21 protein-coding genes are annotated in these 16240 nt (G+C 70.2%); 14 read left to right on the forward strand and 7 right to left on the reverse strand.

The annotated features are described in order from the left end of the window. Positions 1-52 precede the first annotated feature (52 nt). On the reverse strand, positions 53-907 hold the full coding sequence (locus J2X20_RS08755) for a phytanoyl-CoA dioxygenase family protein (RefSeq protein WP_310263448.1): 855 nt from the start codon (positions 905-907) through the stop codon (positions 53-55). An 85-nt stretch (positions 908-992) separates the two neighbouring features. Between J2X20_RS08755 and J2X20_RS08760 the strand changes: the two genes are divergently transcribed. Further along, a complete protein-coding gene (locus J2X20_RS08760; RefSeq protein ID WP_310263450.1) occupies positions 993-1523 on the forward strand; it encodes an SRPBCC family protein in 531 nt (176 codons plus the stop codon). Here the strand turns inward: J2X20_RS08760 and J2X20_RS08765 are convergent. Next, positions 1450-2364 carry a DMT family transporter gene (locus J2X20_RS08765; RefSeq protein WP_310263452.1) on the reverse strand — a complete coding sequence of 305 codons (915 nt, stop codon included), beginning with the start codon at positions 2362-2364 and terminating at the stop codon, positions 1450-1452. The genes J2X20_RS08760 and J2X20_RS08765 overlap by 74 nt on opposite strands. Before the next feature lie 126 nt (positions 2365-2490). Between J2X20_RS08765 and J2X20_RS08770 the strand changes: the two genes are divergently transcribed. Next, positions 2491-2937 (forward strand): Lrp/AsnC family transcriptional regulator, encoded by a 447-nt coding sequence (locus J2X20_RS08770; RefSeq protein ID WP_310263454.1) that lies wholly within the window; start codon positions 2491-2493, stop codon positions 2935-2937. 121 nt (positions 2938-3058) lie between these two features. Beyond that, positions 3059-3667, forward strand: coding sequence for a hypothetical protein (locus J2X20_RS08775; protein WP_310263456.1), 609 nt, complete (start codon positions 3059-3061; stop codon positions 3665-3667). Between the two features lie 6 nt (positions 3668-3673). On the opposite strand, the gene J2X20_RS08780 is transcribed toward J2X20_RS08775, so the two are convergent. Next, positions 3674-4387, reverse strand: coding sequence for a hypothetical protein (locus J2X20_RS08780; RefSeq protein WP_310263459.1), 714 nt, complete (start codon positions 4385-4387; stop codon positions 3674-3676). Between the two features lie 208 nt (positions 4388-4595). On the opposite strand from J2X20_RS08780, the gene J2X20_RS08785 reads away from it, so the two are divergent. The 5 genes from J2X20_RS08785 to J2X20_RS08805 all read left to right on the forward strand — a co-directional run bounded on the left by J2X20_RS08785 (position 4596) and on the right by J2X20_RS08805 (position 7459). After that, entirely contained in the window at positions 4596-5111 is a 516-nt protein-coding gene (locus tag J2X20_RS08785) for a hypothetical protein (protein ID WP_310263461.1), read from the forward strand. Beyond that, on the forward strand, positions 5108-5794 hold the full coding sequence (locus J2X20_RS08790) for a DUF4386 domain-containing protein (protein WP_310263463.1): 687 nt from the start codon (positions 5108-5110) through the stop codon (positions 5792-5794). The genes J2X20_RS08785 and J2X20_RS08790 overlap by 4 nt, the downstream gene beginning before the upstream one ends. A 9-nt stretch (positions 5795-5803) precedes the next feature. Next, a complete protein-coding gene (gene pyrF / locus J2X20_RS08795; RefSeq protein WP_310263466.1) occupies positions 5804-6496 on the forward strand; it encodes an orotidine-5'-phosphate decarboxylase in 693 nt (230 codons plus the stop codon). A gap of 73 nt (positions 6497-6569) precedes the next feature. After that, positions 6570-7040, forward strand: coding sequence for a group II truncated hemoglobin (locus tag J2X20_RS08800; protein ID WP_310263468.1), 471 nt, complete (start codon positions 6570-6572; stop codon positions 7038-7040). Between the two features lie 35 nt (positions 7041-7075). Next, the gene (locus J2X20_RS08805) at positions 7076-7459 is read left to right on the forward strand and encodes a VOC family protein (protein WP_310263471.1); all 384 of its coding nucleotides are present in this window, start codon (positions 7076-7078) and stop codon (positions 7457-7459) included. 15 nt (positions 7460-7474) lie between these two features. Here the strand turns inward: J2X20_RS08805 and J2X20_RS08810 are convergent, their stop codons facing one another. Then, the gene (locus J2X20_RS08810) at positions 7475-9712 is read right to left on the reverse strand and encodes a penicillin-binding protein 1A (protein ID WP_310263474.1); all 2238 of its coding nucleotides are present in this window, start codon (positions 9710-9712) and stop codon (positions 7475-7477) included. A 51-nt stretch (positions 9713-9763) separates the two neighbouring features. Next, positions 9764-10210: a tetratricopeptide repeat protein gene (locus tag J2X20_RS08815; RefSeq protein ID WP_310263476.1), complete on the reverse strand. Its 447-nt coding sequence runs from the start codon at positions 10208-10210 to the stop codon at positions 9764-9766. A gap of 220 nt (positions 10211-10430) precedes the next feature. Here J2X20_RS08815 and J2X20_RS08820 point away from each other — a divergent pair, with 220 nt between their 5' ends. Genes J2X20_RS08820 through J2X20_RS08835 form a run of 4 tightly spaced genes read left to right on the forward strand, consistent with a single transcriptional unit; the run spans position 10431 to position 13622 of the window. After that, positions 10431-10799, forward strand: a complete 369-nt coding sequence (locus tag J2X20_RS08820; RefSeq protein ID WP_310263479.1) for a hypothetical protein — start codon at positions 10431-10433, stop codon at positions 10797-10799. Then, positions 10799-11881, forward strand: coding sequence for a sensor histidine kinase (locus J2X20_RS08825; RefSeq protein WP_310263481.1), 1083 nt, complete (start codon positions 10799-10801; stop codon positions 11879-11881). Before J2X20_RS08820 ends, J2X20_RS08825 begins: the two co-directional genes overlap by 1 nt. Further along, a complete protein-coding gene (locus tag J2X20_RS08830) occupies positions 11866-12885 on the forward strand; it encodes a LytS family sensor histidine kinase (RefSeq protein WP_310263483.1) in 1020 nt (339 codons plus the stop codon). The genes J2X20_RS08825 and J2X20_RS08830 overlap by 16 nt, the downstream gene beginning before the upstream one ends. Next, positions 12882-13622 (forward strand): LytR/AlgR family response regulator transcription factor, encoded by a 741-nt coding sequence (locus tag J2X20_RS08835; RefSeq protein WP_310263484.1) that lies wholly within the window; start codon positions 12882-12884, stop codon positions 13620-13622. The genes J2X20_RS08830 and J2X20_RS08835 overlap by 4 nt, the downstream gene beginning before the upstream one ends. On the opposite strand, the gene J2X20_RS08840 is transcribed toward J2X20_RS08835, so the two are convergent. Continuing rightward, on the reverse strand, positions 13609-14442 hold the full coding sequence (locus J2X20_RS08840) for an amidohydrolase family protein (protein WP_310263486.1): 834 nt from the start codon (positions 14440-14442) through the stop codon (positions 13609-13611). The two genes, J2X20_RS08835 and J2X20_RS08840, sit on opposite strands and share 14 nt — an antisense overlap. Beyond that, positions 14442-15287, reverse strand: a complete 846-nt coding sequence (locus tag J2X20_RS08845) for a transposase (RefSeq protein WP_310263487.1) — start codon at positions 15285-15287, stop codon at positions 14442-14444. Before J2X20_RS08845 ends, J2X20_RS08840 begins: the two co-directional genes overlap by 1 nt. A 65-nt stretch (positions 15288-15352) precedes the next feature. Here J2X20_RS08845 and J2X20_RS08850 point away from each other — a divergent pair, with 65 nt between their 5' ends. After that, complete coding sequence (locus tag J2X20_RS08850; RefSeq protein WP_310263489.1) at positions 15353-15592, forward strand: hypothetical protein; 240 nt, start codon at positions 15353-15355, stop codon at positions 15590-15592. A 25-nt stretch (positions 15593-15617) separates the two neighbouring features. After that, positions 15618-16226, forward strand: a complete 609-nt coding sequence (locus tag J2X20_RS08855; RefSeq protein WP_310263491.1) for a UPF0149 family protein — start codon at positions 15618-15620, stop codon at positions 16224-16226. Positions 16227-16240 lie beyond the last annotated feature (14 nt).

A 16240-nucleotide genomic window follows, 5' to 3' on the forward strand; every position in this document is an offset into this window, starting at 1 on the left:
TAGGACAAAGGGCGCGGAATGTATGCGCTTGTGAGTGTTGTGAGCAGAGGGCCTAGAAACCCCGCACCGGCAACGTCTCATCACGTTGCAGCCAATTGCGCGGCGAGTAGCGGCTGGCGCCGTCGGTCACATGCAGGGTGTAGGCATGGCGCGACTTGTCGGAGCGGTTGGCTGCTGAGTAATGCGGCAGCAGGCCATGGAAGACGACGAGGGAACCGGCCTCGACCTCGAGCGGGATGGCTTGCTGCGAATCCGCCGCCGGCCAGGGCGTCGGGTCGACCTGCTCCATCCAGGCCTTGCGGCCTTCGCGCACAAAGCGCTCGCGCAGCACGCCGCGCTGGCCCTTGTGGCCGCCGGGCTCCGTCCACAGGCAGCCGTTTTGCAGCGTCGCGTCTTCCAGCGCAAACCAGAAGGTCGTCACGGTGATGGGATCGCTCTCGAAGAAGCTGGCATCCTGGTGCCAGCGCACCTCGCCGCCGATGCCCGGCTGCTTGAAGATGAACATGCTCTGCCAGACCTGGGGCCGGGCCAGGCCAAGTTGTGCGGCCACGCCGCGCAGCGCCTCGCCCTTGGAGAAGGCGCTGAAGACGGGGTCCAGGTCATGCATGGCATGGCCGATTTTGTTGATGGCCAGTTCCTTGGGCACGCGCAGGCGACCCTGTTCGTCGAAGGCCTCCTCCTCGAAGAAGCAGCGCATCTGGTCGCCGCTGTCGAGGAAGTAGTCGTCGACATGGCGCTGCTGCTCCTCGGTCGTGAAGACGGGGCGCTGCTCGCCCGGGTCGAAGGCCTCGACGAGGTCCAGGGCGCGCCGACGCAGCGCGGCGATGTCGGCGGCCGTCTTGAAGCCGGGGATGACGAGATAGCCCTGTTCGGCGTAGACGGAGGCGAGGTCGGCGTCGATCTTCATATGCTTGCGGGAAGGAGTTGTGCGGATTGTGTGGCCAGCGCGGGGCGCCCACAGTCGGCCCCCTCAACACTGCGGGAGACTTCCGATGAAAGTGCTCAAGGTCCTGGTGATCGCCATCGTCGCCCTGCTGCTGATCGTCTGCGTCGGCGGCCTGCTGATGTCGCCCAAGTACACGCTGTCGCGCACGGTGAAGATCAACGCCGCGCCGGACAAGATCTACGCCCTCATCGCCGATCCGCGCGGCTGGAAGCAGTGGAGCGCCTGGAACCAGCGCGATCCGGCCATGGCCATCGAGTACAGCGGCCCGGCCTCGGGCCCGGGTGCCGTCTGGGCCTGGAAGAGCAAGAGCCAGGGCGACGGCCGCATGACCTTCACGACGGCCGAGGCGCCCAAGCGCCTGGCCTACGAGCTCTATTTCCCCGACTTCAACACCACCTCCACGGGCGACTTCCGCCTCGACGCCAATGGCGGCGCCACCCAGGTCACCTGGTCCATGGACGGCGACATGGGCAGCAACCCCGTCTACCGCTGGATGGGGCTGTTCATGGACAAGATGGTCGGGCCGGATTTCGACGCGGGGCTGGCGAACCTGAAGGCGCTGGCCGAGAAGCCTTGAATAGCCCTGCAGCGCCGAGCAGGATGGCCGCCGCCCCCAGCCACTGCAGCGGCGCCAGCTCATGCCCCAGGGCCAGCCAGTCGACGAGGATGGCCACCACCGGGTAGAGAAAGGACAGCCCGCCCTGCAGGGCTGTCGGCAGGCGCTGCACGCCCGCATACATCAGCGCATACATCAGGCCGGTGTGCACGACGCCCAGCACCACCAGCGGCATCCAGCCCAGCGCCGTTTGCGGCAGCTGGCCGAAATCGGCAAAGGGCGCCAGCATCAGCAGGCCCACGGCGACCTGGATCAGGGCGATCAGCGGCGCGGGCACGCCGCTCAGGCGCTTGGCGACGACGGCCGCCACCGCCCACAGCGCCGCGGCACCCAGGGCCATCGCCACACCCAGGCCGAAGTCGCCGCCGACATAGCCGGCACTGGGCTTGGCCTGCACGATGAGCACCATGCCTGCAAAGGCCAGGGCCACCCAGGCCAGCCGCGCCAGGCTCAGGCGCTCGCCGAAGAACACCACGCCCAGGCCCATCAGCAGAAAGGGCTGCAGGTTGTAGACCGCCGTGGCCACGGCCACCGAGGCCCGGCCATAGGCGCCGAACAGCAGCACCCAGTTCAGCACGATGGCCACGCCGCCCAGCACGGCCAGGCCCAACTCGCGCGCGCTGGGCCGGCGCCACAGGCCCAGGGCCGTGCAGATCAGCGCCAGCGTCAGCAGCCCGAAGCCGCAGCGCCAGAACACGACGTCCAGCGGCGCCAGGCCGGACAGCAGCACGAAATAGCCGATGGAGCCCAGCAGGCTCATCGCGCTGCCCATCTCGAGGGCGCCGCGGGTGGTGGGGGACATGGTGCTGGCCAGCAATGACGATGAGGGCCATTGTTCCAAGGCCAGCCCAATCGATACATGCATTTGAGACGGCAGATTGATGACTTGGCAGAATCGACAACGGCATTTCTCCATTTGCACCTAATCATGATCGACGACACCGATCGCCTGCTGCTGGCCGCCCTGGCCGCTGACGCCCGCGCGCCGCTGAAGGACCTGGCCGAGGCCATTGGCCTGTCGCCGCCCGCCACCTCGGAGCGGTTGGCGCGGCTCAAGGAGCGCGGCGTCATCCGCGCCTTCACCATCGACATCGACCCGCTGGCCCTCGGGTTCACGCTGCAGGCCATCGTGCGCGTACGCCCCATGCCCGGCGCCCTCGCCCAGGTGCAGCAGCGCATCGAGGACATGCCCGAGGCGCTGGAGTGCGACAAGGTCACCGGCGACGACTGTTATGTGCTGCGCCTGGCCCTGCGCTCCATCGAGCACCTCGACCAGGCCCTGGACCGCCTGGCCGACTGCGCCCAGACCAGCTCCAGCATCGTCAAGGCCCAGCCGCTGCGCCGCCGTGTACCGATGCTGAAACTGGTCGGCTGAGGCACGATCCCCAATCGAGAGCCGCCCTCCCCCCGAAAACGGTGGCGACAGAGCCGCCCCCGATTGACCCTGACGCGGCAGAGGCGCAAGGTCTGCGCGCCCATCCAGGAAAGGAAACGCCATGACGTCCCTCCTCCTTCGCGCACGGCTCTGGCTCGCTGCGCTGCTGTTCGCCCCCACGCTGCTGCTGGCCGCGCCCTATGAGGTCATCGGTGCCATCAGTACCCACCAGACCGGTGGCCCGTTCCTGACCAACCTCGGCAACGGCACGACGCGCTGGGTCACGCCGCTCGACTGGACCAACAACAACGCCTTTGCCACCGGCCCGCTGTTCTTCATCGCGACCTCGCAATGGGTCAACGGCTCGCCCGTCAACGCCAACGCCATGCAATGGGACAACGCCGCCGGCCTGTTCCGCCAGGGCAATCTGGCGGCCGAGGCCGACAACGAGGACCGCTTCATCAAGCTGACCGACACCGACATCAGCTTCGCGGCCCTGAATCCGGTCTTCGGCATCGGGGCCGGCGACAGCCTCGCCGCCTTCGCCCTCGGCACCTTCAACCCCGGCCAGACACGCAACGCCGAGATCAACTTCCTGCTGACCGATAGCATCGGCGAAATGTGGTTCAACGGCTTCATCGTGCAGCAGAAGCTGCCGCTGCCGGGCAGCCTGCCGCTGGTGCTGGCGGGCTTCCTCGCGCTGTCGGCAGCGCGCCGGATCCGCCGCTGAATCCCGTCAGCTCGGCTCCCACACCAGGGCCAGGGCCAGCGCCGCCTCGGTGACGGCGCGGCCCAGCGGCGTGGCCGGGTCGGGGCGGCGCAGCCGCGGCTGGCTGCCGCTCAGGTCCAGGCTGCCGACGACCGTGCCCTGGTGCAGCATCTCGTAGCCCACCGCCGCCGTGCGCGGCTGGGCATTGCCTTCGAGCAGATGGACGGAGCGCAGCCCCACCGTCAGCTCGCCGCGGCGGTAGGCACCTTCGCGGCTGAGCTTGCCGCGGCGCATCTGGCCTTCGCCGATCTGCAGCATGGCCGCGGGCGCGCTGCCCCAGCGGCAGCTCAACACCCAGGGCTTGCTGTCGGTCAGGCGGCCGTTGGCGCTGACCTCCTGCGCCCAGGCCTCGCAAACGGTGGAGCTTTCGCCTGTCGGCCCCTGCCAGCTGAAGTTCAGAGGCGCGCGCAGATTGCCCGGCAAGGGCTCGAACAGGGCCAGCCGCTCCGCGCCGCGCTCGTAGCGCACGCGCTGGCCGCTCAGCGAGAAATCGCCCTTGCGCGCCCAGCCCGGCTTGCCAAAGCTCTCTTCCGCCACGCCCGCCACCGACGGCGCCTGGGCCATGTGCGCGTCGCGCCCGTCATGCCCACGCGTCTCGCGCCCCTCGCGTACCGAGGCGCAACCGGCAAGCAGCAGGGCCAGCAGGGTCGGAACGGCAACGGTCAAAAGGCGATGGCGCATGGGCAGGAAACTGGATCGTGGCGGATGCCCCGACTCTAGGGCCGCGCCCGCCGGACAGCTGTTACCCGGCGTTGCTTCCGTTAAACGCCACACCGGCTGTCGGCCCGCACTGCGGCTCGTCGCAACGCCGGCGCTGCCGGTCGCAGCCGCGTCGCGACCGGCCTGCGGCCGCGGCAAGCTGCGCGCTGCCCAGTCACACTCCGCCACCATGCCCAACGCCTCCCCGCCGCGCCTGCCCCTCGCCGCCCTCGCCCTGATGGCCGAGGCCCTGCACCTCGCCTGGGAGGCCCTGCATGGCGGCATCGTCAGCCACCATCTGCTGCAGCGCGCCGACCTGCCCGGTCTGTCCAACGCCTGGGGCCTGCTGATCCTGCCGGCGCTGGCTGCCTGGGCGGCCGGCCGCCTGCCCAGCGCCCCGGCAGCACGACGCGCCTGGTTGCCCGTAGCCCTCGGCTTTGTGCTGCCGCTGCTGCTGGGGGCCGCCCTGTCCCTGGCCTTCCAGCTGCATCTGCAGTTGCTGACCGAGGCCCTCTTTTTCGGCCTGCTGCTGCTCGCCCTGCTGCTGCCGGCGCACCGGCCCGAGAGCCTGTTCGGCTATGTGCTGGGGATGAGCTGGACCTTCGGTGCCGTGCTGCCGACGCTGGTGGGTGGCGTCATCGCCGGGCTGTCGTGGTGCCTGCGCGGCATCGCCCGCCGCGTCTGGCATGCAGCGAGGCCCGCATGAGCGCCGTCGGTTCGCGCGAGCTGCGCATCTCGGGGCTTTGCTATCTCGCCATCATCGCCCTGGGCCTGTACAGCGAGGCCTACGTCCGCGGCAGCCTGGTCGTGGCCGGCGATGCCACCGCGACGGCCCAGCGCATCGCGGCCCACCCGCTGCTGTGGCGCAGCGGCCTGGTCGCCGACCTGATGATGCAGGTGCTGGACCTGCCCATCATCGTCATGATGTGGCGCTTGCTGAAGCCGGTGAACGAACCGCTGGCCCTGACGGCCACCGGCCTCAACCTCGTACAGACCTGCGTGCTGGTGGCCAACCGCGTGCAGGCCCTCGCCGCACTCGATGTGCTGATCAGTCCTTCCATGGCCGCGGCCTTCCTGCCCGGCCAGCGGGATGCCCTCGCGCTGTTCGCCGTGCACCTGCATGGCCAGGGCTTCGGCATCGGCCTGATCTTCTTCGGCTTCGCCTGCGTGCTGCGCGGCTGGCTGATCGCCCGCAGCGGCGTGCTGCCGCGCGTGCTCGGCGGCCTGCTGGCGCTGGCGGGGGTCTGCTACCTCGTCAACAGCCTGGCGCTGCTGCTGGCCCCCGCCTTCGCCCAACTGCTGTTCCCGGCCATCCTGCTGCCCAGCCTCGTCGGCGAGCTGGCGTTGGCGCTCTGGCTGACACTGAAGGGCAAACCTCGTTTGGCATAGTCGCCCCCCATGCCCAGCCCCGTCATCGTCGCCCTCGATTTCGAATCGGCTTCAGAGGCCCGCGACATGGTGCGCAGGCTGGGCGCCGCGGCCGACCACTACAAGATCGGCCTGCAATTGCTGACCGAGGCCGGCCCCGACCTCGCGCGCGAGCTGGCGGCCGCCGGCAAGCAGGTCTTTCTCGACCTCAAGCTGCACGAGATTCCCAGCTCCGTCGCCGGCGCCGTCCAGGCCGCCGGCCGCATGGGTGCCGGCATGGTGACAGTCCACGCCTCGGCCGGCTCGGCGGTCCTGGGCGCCGCCGTGGCGGCGGCCCGGCCCTATCCGCAGCTGAAGGTGCTGGCGCTGACGCTCATCACCAGCCTGTCGGACGCCGACCTGCCCGAGATCGGCCTCGCGCCCTCGGTGCAGGACCAGGTGCTGCGCCTGGCCCGGCTGGCGGCCGAGAACGGCTGCCATGGCGTCGTCGCCTCCGCCCGCGAGGCAGCCTGGCTGAGCGAGATCCTGCCCGCCGGCATGCTCATCGTCTGCCCGGGCGTCCAGCTGCCCGCCGCCACGGCCAACGACCAGGTGCGCACCGCCACGCCGGCCGCCGCGGCCCGCGCGGGAGCCACCCATGTCGTCATCGGCCGCGGCATCACGGCAGCAGCCGATCCCGCCGCGGCCCTGCGCCTCGCGCAAGCCGCCTTCGCGGCCGGCTGACCGCGGGCAAACACCCGCTTGTCATCGTCCGGCCAGGCCCCAAGTCCCGCGCATCTCCACCCTCGAGGCCCTCATGAGCGAGCCCCAAGTTCCGACCCTCTACGCCTGGCTGGGCGGCCTGCCCACCCTGCTGCGCCTGACCGAACGCTTCTACGAGCGCGTCAAGGAAGATGCCCTGCTGGCCCCCGTCTTCGCCCACATGAACGGCGAGCATCCCGCCCATGTGGCGGCCTTTCTCGCTGAAGTGCTGGGTGGCCCGGCCACCTATTCGGCCGAGCATGGCGGCCACCCGCACATGGTGCGCCAGCATCTGAACCGCCACCTGAGCCAGGCCCAGCGCCGCGCCTGGGTGGCCCTGCTGCTGGACACGGCCGACGAACTTGGCATGCCCGACGACCCCGAGTTCCGTTCCGCCCTGGTGGGCTATCTCGAATGGGGCTCGCGCCTGGCCGTGCTGAACTCCCAGCCCGGCGTGACGGTGGATGACAACGCCACCATGCCCAAGTGGGGCTGGGGCGAGGTCAAGGGGCCCTGGCAGGGCTAGGGCATGCTGAAATCGCGCGACTTCAGGAGACCCTCATGAAACGCGTGACCGGCATCGGCGGCATCTTCTTCAAATCCCCTGACCCCAAGGCCCTGGGCGAGTGGTATCGCCAGCACCTCGGCATGGACGTCGAGGCCTGGGGCGGCGTCACCTTCGAGCCCGCCGTGCCCGGCGAGGCCGGTGCGGGCTCGACGAACTGGTGCCCCTTCAAGGCCGACACGACGTATTTCGCGCCCAGCACCGCGCCCTTCATGATCAATTTCCGCGTCGCCGACCTGCACGGCCTGCTCGCCGCCCTGCGCGAGGAAGGCTGCAACGTCGTCGGCGAACCGCAGGACTCGGAATTCGGCAAGTTCGGCTGGGTCATGGACCCCGACGGCAACAAGCTCGAGCTCTGGGAGCCGCCGGCGGGGCAGTAAGCAGCCGCCGCGCGGCTACTGGTTGATCGGCGGCTGCGACGGCCTCTCAGTCTCGGGCTCCGACGCCACGGGCGGCGGCGCCGGCGGCAGGCCGATGCGGGCGATCGCCATGTCGCCAGCGAACTCCGAATAGAACCAGTTGCCGTCTTCCTGGACCAGGCCTTCGGCCGGCGGCGCCAGCTGGGTGTTGGGCTGGCCCTTCAAGGCCACGGCCATGGTGGCGGCCCAGACCGGCAGGGCCAGGCCACCGCCGGTTTCGCGTTCGCCCAGGGACTTGGGCTGGGGGTAGCCTATCCACACCGCGCCGGCCCGCGTGGCCTGGAAGCCGCAGAACCAGGCATCGACGGCGTCATTGGTCGTGCCCGTCTTGCCGTAGAGGTCCCAGCGGCCCAGCATGCTGCTCGCCCGGGCACCCGTGCCTTCGCGCGCGACCGCGGCCAGCAGTTGCGAGGTCATGAAGGCATTGCGCGGGCTGACGGCCGTCCTGAAGCGCGGCGCCTCGGCCTTCCACAGCACAGCGCCCTGGGCGTCCTGCACGCGGTCGATGAGCCAGGCCACCGGCATCTGGCCCGCGTTGGCAAAGGCGGCATAGCCCTGTGCCATCTGCAGCGGCGTGACCGAGCCGGTGCCCAGGGCGATGGTCAGGTTCAGCGGCTGCTTGTCCTCGTCCAGGCCGAAGCGGGCGGCCCAGGCACGCGCGCGCTGCGGACCGATGGCCTGCACGAGGTGGATGGTGACCATGTTCTTGGAGCGGGCCAGGCCCTGGCGCAGCGTCAGCGCCTCCTCATACTGGCCGTCGTAGTTGCGCGGTGACCAGTCGCCCACCTCCACCTGCTGGTCGCTGACCAGCGTGCCCGCCCAGGCGCCCTGCTCGATCAGGGCCGAGTAGATGAAGGGCTTGAAGGCCGAGCCCGGCTGGCGCCAGGCCTGGGTGGCGGAGTTGAACTGGTTGCGGGCGAAGTCGAAGCCGCCGACCAGGGCGCGGATGGCGCCGGTGCCCGGGTCCAGCGTGACGACGGCACCCTCGGCCTGCGGCGTCTGGCTGAGCTGCCACTGCTTGCCCGACTCCAGCACGCGCAGCACGGCGCCGCGCTTGAGATTGGCCAGCGGGCGCAGGGCCTGGCCCTTCCACGTGATCTTCTCGCCATCGGCCATCACCAGCTCGGCGGCGTTCTTGTCGATCTTGAGCAGGATGGCCGTGCGCAGCTCGCCCAGGTCGGGGTAGGCATCGAAGGCGGCGTCCAGGGCCTCGTCCTGCTCTTCACCTTCGGGCAGCTCGACGGTCTTCTCCGGGCCACGGAAGGGCTGGCGGCGCTCCAGCTCGAAGAGGGCGTGGCGCAGCGCCTCCTGGGCCGCGGCCTGCTCGGCGTAACGCAGCGTCGTGTAGACGGTGAGGCCGCGCGTGTAGGCCTCCTCGCCATAGCGCGTGACCATCTCGGCGCGCACCTGCTCGGCGGCATGGTCGGCCACGCCCGAGAGGCGCTTGGGCCGGCGCACGTCCAGCGGCATCTCGCGGGCCGCATCGGCCTGGGCCTGGGTGATCTGGCCCACGGCGACGAGGCGGCCCAGCACGACAGCCTGGCGGCGCTTGGCGCGTTCGGGGTAGAGGGCCGGGTTGAGGCGGTTGGGGTCCTTGGGCAGGCCGACGAGGACAGCAATCTCGCCGGTCGTCAGCTTGTCCAGCGGCTTGCCGAAATAGCGCTCGGCCGCGGCGCCGAAGCCATAGGCCTTGTTGCCCAGCGAGATCTGGTTCATGTAGATCTCGAGGATCTGGTCCTTGCTCAGATTCCTCTCGATCTTGATGGCCAGCAGCCCTTCCTGGGCCTTGCGCGCCAGCGTCTGGCGGTTGCTCAGGAAGATGTTGCGGGCCAGCTGCTGGGTGATGGTGGAGGCGCCCTGCAGCCGCGTCGGGTGCAGCAGGTTGTGCAGCATGGCGCGGCCGATGCCGCTGTAGTCGATGCCGGAGTGGACGTAGAAGTCGCTGTCCTCGACGGCCAGCAGCGCGTCCTGCAAGGGCTTGGGAATCTCCTTCAACGGCACGAAGCGGCGCCGCTCGGCACCGAACTCGCCGAGCAGCTGGCCGTCCTCGCTGAGCACACGCAGCGGCTGGTGGGGCTGGTAGTCGGTCAGCGCATCGAGGGCCGGCAGCTGGGACCAGATCAGGGCAGCGACGATGCCGCCCAGCAGCAGGATGGCCAGCGGCGCGCCGACGAGGGCGGCGAGCCAGGGGCGTTGGAGCAGGTACTTCAGCATGGCGCGCATCCTAGGGGCTGGACGCCAGCGCCTGGTGTAGGCCGCGAGCTGTTATTTCGCCGCACCGGCGATGGCCTTTTGCAGGTCCTCGCGTTGCTCGCAGCCGCTTGGGCAGGCCTTCTCCAGCACCGCCAGGCGCTCGCGTGCCTTGGCCAGGTCACCCTTCATCACATAGAGCTCGCCGAGGTATTCGTTGGCGCCGCGGTGGCTGGGGTCGATGCGCAGCGCCTCCAGGTATTGGGCCTCGGCCTCGGCGAACTGCGGCGTGGCCTGCTTGCGCAGCGTGTAGCCCATCAGGTTGTGCCAGTCGGCGCTGCCGGCCTGGGGCTGGGCGCGCAGCGCGGCCAGGGCACCCACCCAGTCCTTGGCCGCGATGAGGCGGCGCGGTGCGGCCAGCGGGTCGGCCGCGGCGGGCTTGATCTCGGGTGGCGGGCTCATGTCGGCGGCGCCGGCCGAGGCAGCCAGCGACAGGGCGGTCAGGGCAGCAATCCAGCGCATGTCGTCTCCTCGTTGTGGGGCGGAGCTTAGCGTCCCCGGGTCGCCGGGCCGGGCTGGCGGAACGTCTGCGCTGACCGCCTGCCGGAAGTCATGGGGCGCTGCCCGCCGTCGGCCCCGGCGCGGGCTTCGTCGGCTGAATTCCAGGCTTGGTCCGGCGGCTGCTGACTGCAGCGGCGGCGATCTCTAACTTTGCGCCATCGCCACCCCTCAAGGAGCCCCCATGAAAGCCATCCTGCCCCTGCTGCTGCTTGCCGCCGCCCCCGCCTTCGCCGCCCCTGCCGCCTGCCCCGACGTCAATGAGCAGCTGAGCGAATACCTGGCCAGCGCCAAGCAGCGCGTCGGTTTCGACGGCGAGGTGCGCGTCGAGTTCGAGGTCGACGCCGAGGGCCGCGCCACGCTGCTGGCGCTGGACGGCTCGCGCCAGTACCGCAGCCCGGTGCGCATCGCCATGAGCACGCTGGAATGCCAGCGTGGCACGCCGCAGCGCTATGTGCTGAACATCCGCTTCGCCGACCCCGCGCCCCGGGCCGTCGCGGCCGCCGCCTCTGCCACCCTGGCCCAGGCCAAGCCGGGTGACACTCCGCGCTGATGCCCCCCGCTCCTCCCGCCGATCGCGTCGCCCCGCTGCACTGGCGTGCCCTGCTGGCCGCGGCCGCGCTGAGCGCCGCGCTGGCCACGGCCCTGCTGCTGCCGGGCGCCCTGCGCTGCGCGCTGTGGCGCGAGCATGACTGTCGCGCCAGCATCGGCCTGAAGGGCGGGATCGGCCTGGCTCTGCTGCTGTGGGGGCTGTGGCTGGCGGCGGCGCTGACCCAGCCCCTGCTGCCGCGTGCCGGCGTGGCCCGGCGCTGGGGGCTGGCCGTGCAGATCGGCGGGCTGACGCTGCTGTTCGCGACGCTGAACGGCGTCCTGCACACCGTCGGCGTACCGGACGGCCGGCTCAATGCCTACACGCTGCAGATGCTGCTCACCTTTGCCGCCTGTGTCTGTCTGGGCCTGGAATACCGCCAGCGCGGCTCCCTTGGCCAGGCCGATGCCGAACGCCTGCAACGCAATGAGCAGACCCTGGCCCGCCAACTCGACGAAGCCCGCGCCGCCCTGCTGCAGGCCCAGGTCGAGCCGCATTTTCTGTTCAACACCCTGGCCCACCTGCGCCGCCTGGCGCGCACCGATGCCCAGGCCGCCCACGCCATGCTGGCCGACCTGCGCCGCTACCTGGCGGCCGCCCTGCCCGAACTGCGCCAGGCCGAGACGCCACTGGCGCGCGAGCTGGAGCTGGTGGTCGCCTTCCTGGCCCTGCACCAGCGCCGCATCGGGCCGGAACGCCTGGCGCTGCGCTACGAGATCGCGCCGGGGCTGGAGGACGTCATCGTGCCCTCCACCTGCCTGCTGACGCTGGCCGAGAACGCCATCAAGCATGGCATCAGTCCGCAGGTGGAAGGCGGCGAGATCTGCGTGCGCGCCGGGCCCGATCCCGAAGCGCCGGGCCTGCTGCGCCTGGAGGTGGCCGACACCGGCGCCGGCATGGGCAGCAGCAGCGGTAGCGGCACGGGCCTGGCCACACTGCGCGCGCGCCTGGCGGCGGCCCATGGCGCCGAAGCCAAATTGAGCCTGCATCTCAACCAACCCCGCGGCCTCATCGCCCGCGTGCAGCTGCCATGGCCTGGACGCTGAAGGCGAGCGACCCTGGCTGGATGCTGCTGGTCGGCGCCGCCACGCTGGTGGCCAATGGCACGCCGCTGGACAACACGATGTCCGGCAGCGATGCGCTGAACGCGCTGGCCTACAACGTCATCCAGTTCGGCATCCCCGCCGTGCTGCTGCTGCGCCTGGCCGACGCCCTCGTCGACGCCGGCCACCTGCCGGCCTGGCCGGCCTATATGGGCGTCGTCGGGCTGACCGTCTTCGGCGGCGTCTGGCTCATTGCGCCGCGGCTTTACCCCCTGCTCGGCAAGGCCGATTGGTGGACCTGGGAGAACGACTTCGCGCTGGCCAGCACGACGCTGATCTGGCACGGCCTGGGCGTGGCCGTCTATGTGCAGCTGCGCTTCTCGCAGCGCGCCCTGGCGCGCCTGTCGACGCTGCAGGATGCCGCCGCCCAGCGCGAGCGCCAGCTCGCCGCCACCCAGCTGCTGGCCCTGCAGGCACGCGTCGACCCCGCCCTGTTGTCCGAACGCCTGGCCGCCATCGACGCCGAGCTGTTGAGCCAGCCCCTGCGCGCCCAAGGCAGGCTCGCAGCCTTGATCGAGCTGCTGCGGGCCCTGCAGCCCCACGTCGAGGCGGAGGTGTCGACGCTGGCGCGCGAGATCGTCGCCCTGCGAGCCTATGCCCGCCTCGTCAGCGCCGACGCCCAGCACACCGAGAGGCTGCATCTCGCCGGCCTGGCGGAGCCACCCGACTGGCCCTTGGCACCGATGGTGCTGCTGCCGCTGGTGCGGCCCCTGCTGGACGAGGGCACGACGCTGTGGAGCCTGTCGCTGCATAGCAGCCCCGGCCTGGCGGAGCTGCGCCTGCGCGCCCTGGGGCCCGACCTCACGCGGACCCGCCTCGCGGCCGAAGCTGTGGCCCTGTCGGAGCTGTCCCGGCGCCTTCAGGCAGTCCACGGCGACTCGGCGTCGCTGGAGCTGTTCATCGAAGATATGCCGCTGTTCAAGCTGACCTGGCCGACGCCGACATGACGCGCATCCTGATTGCCGAAGACGAAGCCCTGCTCGCCGCCGAGATCCGCGAGGAGCTGCTGCGCCAATGGCCTCAGGCCCAGGTCGTCGGCATGGCGCGCGACGGCCATGAGGCGCTGCGCCTCGTGGAACAGCTGGCGCCCGAGGTCTGCTTCCTGGACGTGCAGATGCCGGGCCTGTCCGGCCTGGAGGTGGCCCAGCTCGTCGGCCGCCGCGCCCATATCGTCTTCATCACGGCCCACGAGCGCTATGCGGTGCAGGCCTTCGACGAAGGCGCCGTCGGCTATCTGCTCAAGCCCCTGGACCCGGTGCGCATGGCCAAGACCCTGCAGCGGCTGAAGGAACGCCTCACCCAGCCTCCGGCCGATCTCGGCGGCCTGACCTCCCGCACCACGCCCACGGTGACCGTGGAGCCGCTGCGCTGGATCACCGTGCAGCGCGGCCGCGAACTTCAGCTCATCACCGTCGAGGACGTGGCCTATTTCCGCGCCGACCACAAATACGTCGCCGTCGTCACGGCCGACAGCGAGGCCCTGATCTCGGTGCCGCTGAAGGAGCTGGTCGCGCGCCTGGACGGCGAGCATTTCTGGCAGGTGCACCGCTCCACCATCGTCAATGCGCGGGCCATCAAGTCGGTCAGCCGCTCCCTGAGCGGCAAGCTGAGCATCGCGCTGAAGGACAGGCCGGAGACGCTGGAGGTCAGCCCGGCCTACGCGCACCGCTTCAAGCAGTTGTAAGGCGAAAAAGTTCGGCGGCGTTGCCCCAAGCGATGCGCTGTGCCACCTCGTTCGGCAATTGGCCGAGCCAACCCCGGTAGTCGGCAAACAGTCCCTCGTAGTGCTGCAGGCGCTGGGTCACCCAGGTGTCGGAGCCGATCAGGAAACGGTGGGGGTGCTGGGTGAACACGGCACGCCAGTCCTCGCTGAGGCGGCCGTCGAAAGTGATGCCGGGCCGGTAGGACAGCTCGCCGCGCAGGCCCGGGTGCCTGGCCAGCAGCTCGCGCACTCGCGGCAGCGGCTCGCCGGAAATGCCGGAATGCGCCCAGATCAGCGAGGCGCCGGGCGCATGGCCGAGCAGCTTGTCGACGGCCACATCGTCCACATGGGCCAGCACGGTGAGGCCGCGCTCGCGGGCCAGCTTCATCAGCGCGACGGCGGTCGGGCCGTCGGCATTGGCGCTGTCGTAGAGATGGAATTCACCCAGACCGCGGAAGGGGCCGGCCGGGCTGCCCTTGGCCAGCAGGTCCAGCACCATGCGGCGGATGCTGTCGTCGTTGAACCAGCCGGTGTAGTCGGCGCGGTTGCGATACAGGCGGATGAACGGCACCCATTGCGGCCCCGCCTCGGCGACGAGGCGCAGCGTGCCGTCGTTGGGCCGGCTGTTGACGAGGGCCCCGCGTACACCGGCGCGGGCCATGCGCGCCAGCACATCGGCCGGCGGATGCGGCAGTTGGGCGTCGTCGTTGTAGTGCAGATGGGCGTCGAACAACGGGCCGGCGTAGTCAGCCGCCCGGGCCGAGAGTGGCAAGCCAGCCAGCAGCAGTGCGCGTCGTTTCATCAGACCGCGCGCTCTGCTGCGGCGATCAGGCGGCTGATGCGCGACACCGACAACCCGAGCTGGCCCGCCAGATCCGTCATCGCCACGCCACCCTCGGCATGGGCCAGCCACAGCGCCTGTTCACGGATGCCGCCGGCGCGCTTCATCCATTCCGTGAAGCTGGTGCGCGCGACGCGCCGCGGCGCGACGGCCGCCGCCCGCATGCGCGCAGCGAAGTCCGCGTCACCCAGGAAGATCTGCTCGCGCAAACGCCCCGGCCACAGCTGCAGGCCCGGATCGGACGCGACCAGGCGCGCGTAACGTTCGCCGGCCAGGCGATGCTGGGCCGGCGTCGTCGCTGGCTTGCCCAGCAGATGGGTGTGCAAGCCGTCGACATCCAGCCATTCGGGCGCGTCCTCCATGCCGGCCAGGGCGCGGAAGCTCGAGCCCGACCAGCCCGCCGCGCCGCGGGCCAGGCCCAGGCGCACCGGGTTGAGGTCGATATAGCGGCAGGCATCCAGCAGATAGCGCTCGCGATCGACCAGCACGGCATGGAAGCGCCCCTGGAAGAGCGGCCCGCGAAAGCCATGGCGGTGCTGGCAATGCTGGGTATAGACGCCGTTCACATGCCGCATCAGCTGCGACAGGTTGGCGCGGCGCGTGAACAGCAGCAGGTGGTAGTGGTCGGGCAGCAGGGCGTAGGCCAGGGCCTGGGCGTCGAAGCGGTGCAGGGCCTGGGCCAGCAGGGAGCGCATCTCGGCGCGGTCGGCGTCGTCGACAAAAGCCAGCTGCCCGCTCTCGAACGGGCAATGGGCGCCGATCAGATAAACGGCGCCGGCGATCTCCAGTCGGGCAGGCCTTGCCATGCGCCACCTTAAGTCTCGCCGCCCGGAATGGCAAGATGGCGGCCTGCCGGCACACGCCAAGCCAGATGAAAACGCATCAAATCGAAATCCAGAAGTTCAAGGCCGCCTCCACCAACCAGCACGGCCAGATCCTGTTCAAGGTGGACGCCCTGGTCACGCCCAAGACGCCCATTGACGGCATCGAGCCCAGCAGCGTCATCGTCATGACGGAGCAGAACGCCCGCGTGCTGATGGCCCTGCTGAAGGCGCAGATCGCCGAATTCGACAGCAAGAAACCCAAGAGTCGCCACGGCCGCCACGGCTGAACTCGCGAGCCCAAGGACGACACCCATGCAGTACCCCCAGTACAACCCCGCCTCCGACAACCGCCCGCTGACCGACGAGGAGCTCAACGACCTGGACGAGTTGCTCTCGGTCCTGCCCAGCGACAGCGCGATGAACATCGAGGCGCTGGACGGCTACCTGACCGGCCTGCTGCTGTCGCCGCAAAAGCTGGCCGACCTGCCCGGTGAGGCCTGGATTCCGGTCGTCTGGGGCGGCGACCAGGAGCCTGATCCCAAGCCTTTCGCCAGCGGCAAACAGCGCAAGAAGGTCGTCATGGCGGTGCTGCGGCATGTGCAATCCATCGCCATGGCCTGGGCGCACGCCCCCAAGGCCTGGGAGCCGATCTTCAGTTTTGCGGATGGCGAGGACGAAAACACCGAGTACGCCGACGCCGAGGATTGGGCGGTGGGTTTCCTGACGGCCGTGGACCTGGCGCCCGAGGCCTGGGCGCCCTGGTTCGACGGTGCCGAGACCGGCCCCCTGCTTGCGCCCATCGCCGCCCTGGGCGGGGAGGACGGCCCCCTGGCCGAGGCCTCGGCAGCCGAGCGCGACGCCGCCAGCCGGAAGATTCCTGACGCCATGCTGGCGTTGTGGGCCATCCGCGAGAAAAGGTAAACATCCCCCCTAAC

It is taken from the genome of Roseateles saccharophilus, assembly GCF_031458095.1.
GTDB classification, from domain to species: Bacteria; Pseudomonadota; Gammaproteobacteria; order Burkholderiales; family Burkholderiaceae_C; genus Pelomonas; species Pelomonas saccharophila_A.